The 1,182-nt window shown below is 62.8% G+C and carries 1 protein-coding gene and 1 pseudogene; both read left to right on the top strand.

Annotated elements, in window-relative coordinates:
- Positions 1 to 161 (top strand): DUF3768 domain-containing protein (locus tag C6W91_RS21100; RefSeq protein ID WP_370571604.1); only part of this gene is annotated, 161 nt, incomplete at its 5' end.
- A gap of 158 nt (positions 162 to 319) precedes the next feature.
- Positions 320 to 1,132: pseudogene (locus C6W91_RS21095) on the top strand (ParB/RepB/Spo0J family partition protein); the annotation flags it as partial.
- Between the last annotated feature and the right edge of the window lie 50 nt (positions 1,133 to 1,182).

Genomic DNA, 1,182 nt, shown 5'->3' with positions numbered 1-1,182 from the left:
TCCCGTTTTGTGAATCTGCGCCCAACCTATCCGGTTCGCGCAACCTCCTGCATGGAAACTTCTATGAGGCAGATTCGGATTTCCGCTACGGGGCTGAGACCCCGGACAATCCCGCCACCACCATGCGCGTGCTGACCATCATGCTGGCGCGCGACTGGTAGAAGGGCAGGCGACTCCTCCCCCCTGACATCTGAGACGATGAAGGCCCGCTGCCCCTCAAAAAGGCAAAGCGGGCCTTTTGTCTTGGTGATCCCCGAAGCCGGGGATTGGTCACGCGCAAGCGCGCGGGCCGCATCTCACCCATCTGGAAGGATATCCCATGACCACAAGCTTTGCCCCTCTCACCGTCGCCATCGGCGATCTGGTCCCGCATCCCGCCAATGTGCGCAGCAACTCTCCGGAAACCTATGACCCCGAGAACATCGCGCATATCAAAGCCAGCATCGCTGTTCTGGGTCTGCTCCAACCGCTGCTCGTCCAGAAGCTCGACGGCAAATACGCTGTGCTCGCCGGCGGCCGACGCCATGCCGCGCTGAAGGAGCTGGTCGCGGACGAGGCCACCAAGGGGTTCACTGCGAAGACCAAGGTAGACTGCCGCCTCGTGCCGGAGGACTGTGACGTCACCACGGCGCTGTCGCTCGCCGAGAACGTCACCCAGGCGCCGATGAACGCCATTGACGAGTTCGAGGCCTTCGCTCGGATGATGGAGGTCGACGGCCAGACGCCCGAGACGATCGCCAAGACCTTCGGCACGACGGTCGCCGCCGTGAAAGGCCGGTTGCGCTACGGGCTGATCCACTCGGACATCCGCGCCGCGGCCAGGGCTAAGGTGATCACACTCGACACAATGAAGGCCTTTGCCGAGCACCCGAGCCAGGAGGCGCAGCGCGAGGTCTTCGAGGCGCTCACCAAGGACGGTGGCTATCTGCAGGCCTACAACGTCCGTCAGGCCCTCAAATCCCGCGGTGTGCAGGTCAGCGACGATATCGGGGCTTTCGTGCGTGAAGACTACGAGGCACGCGGCGGCGCTGTCGCGGCGGACCTTCTGGAAGAGCATTCCGTGCTCGAGGATGCGGCTCTGGTCGAGACCATCCTGCTCGAGAAACTCACTGCCGCTGGCTCTGTTGCAAAGTTTTCTTGATGAGGTCACTTTCGAGCGTGGTCAGGCAGGAGAGCGGTTGT

This window comes from Phaeobacter sp. SYSU ZJ3003, assembly GCF_041300735.1.
Classification (GTDB): Bacteria; Pseudomonadota; Alphaproteobacteria; order Rhodobacterales; family Rhodobacteraceae; genus Phycobacter; species Phycobacter gallaeciensis_A.
Note: the sequence above shows the minus strand (reverse complement) of the source record. Positions and strands in the feature narration are given on the sequence as shown.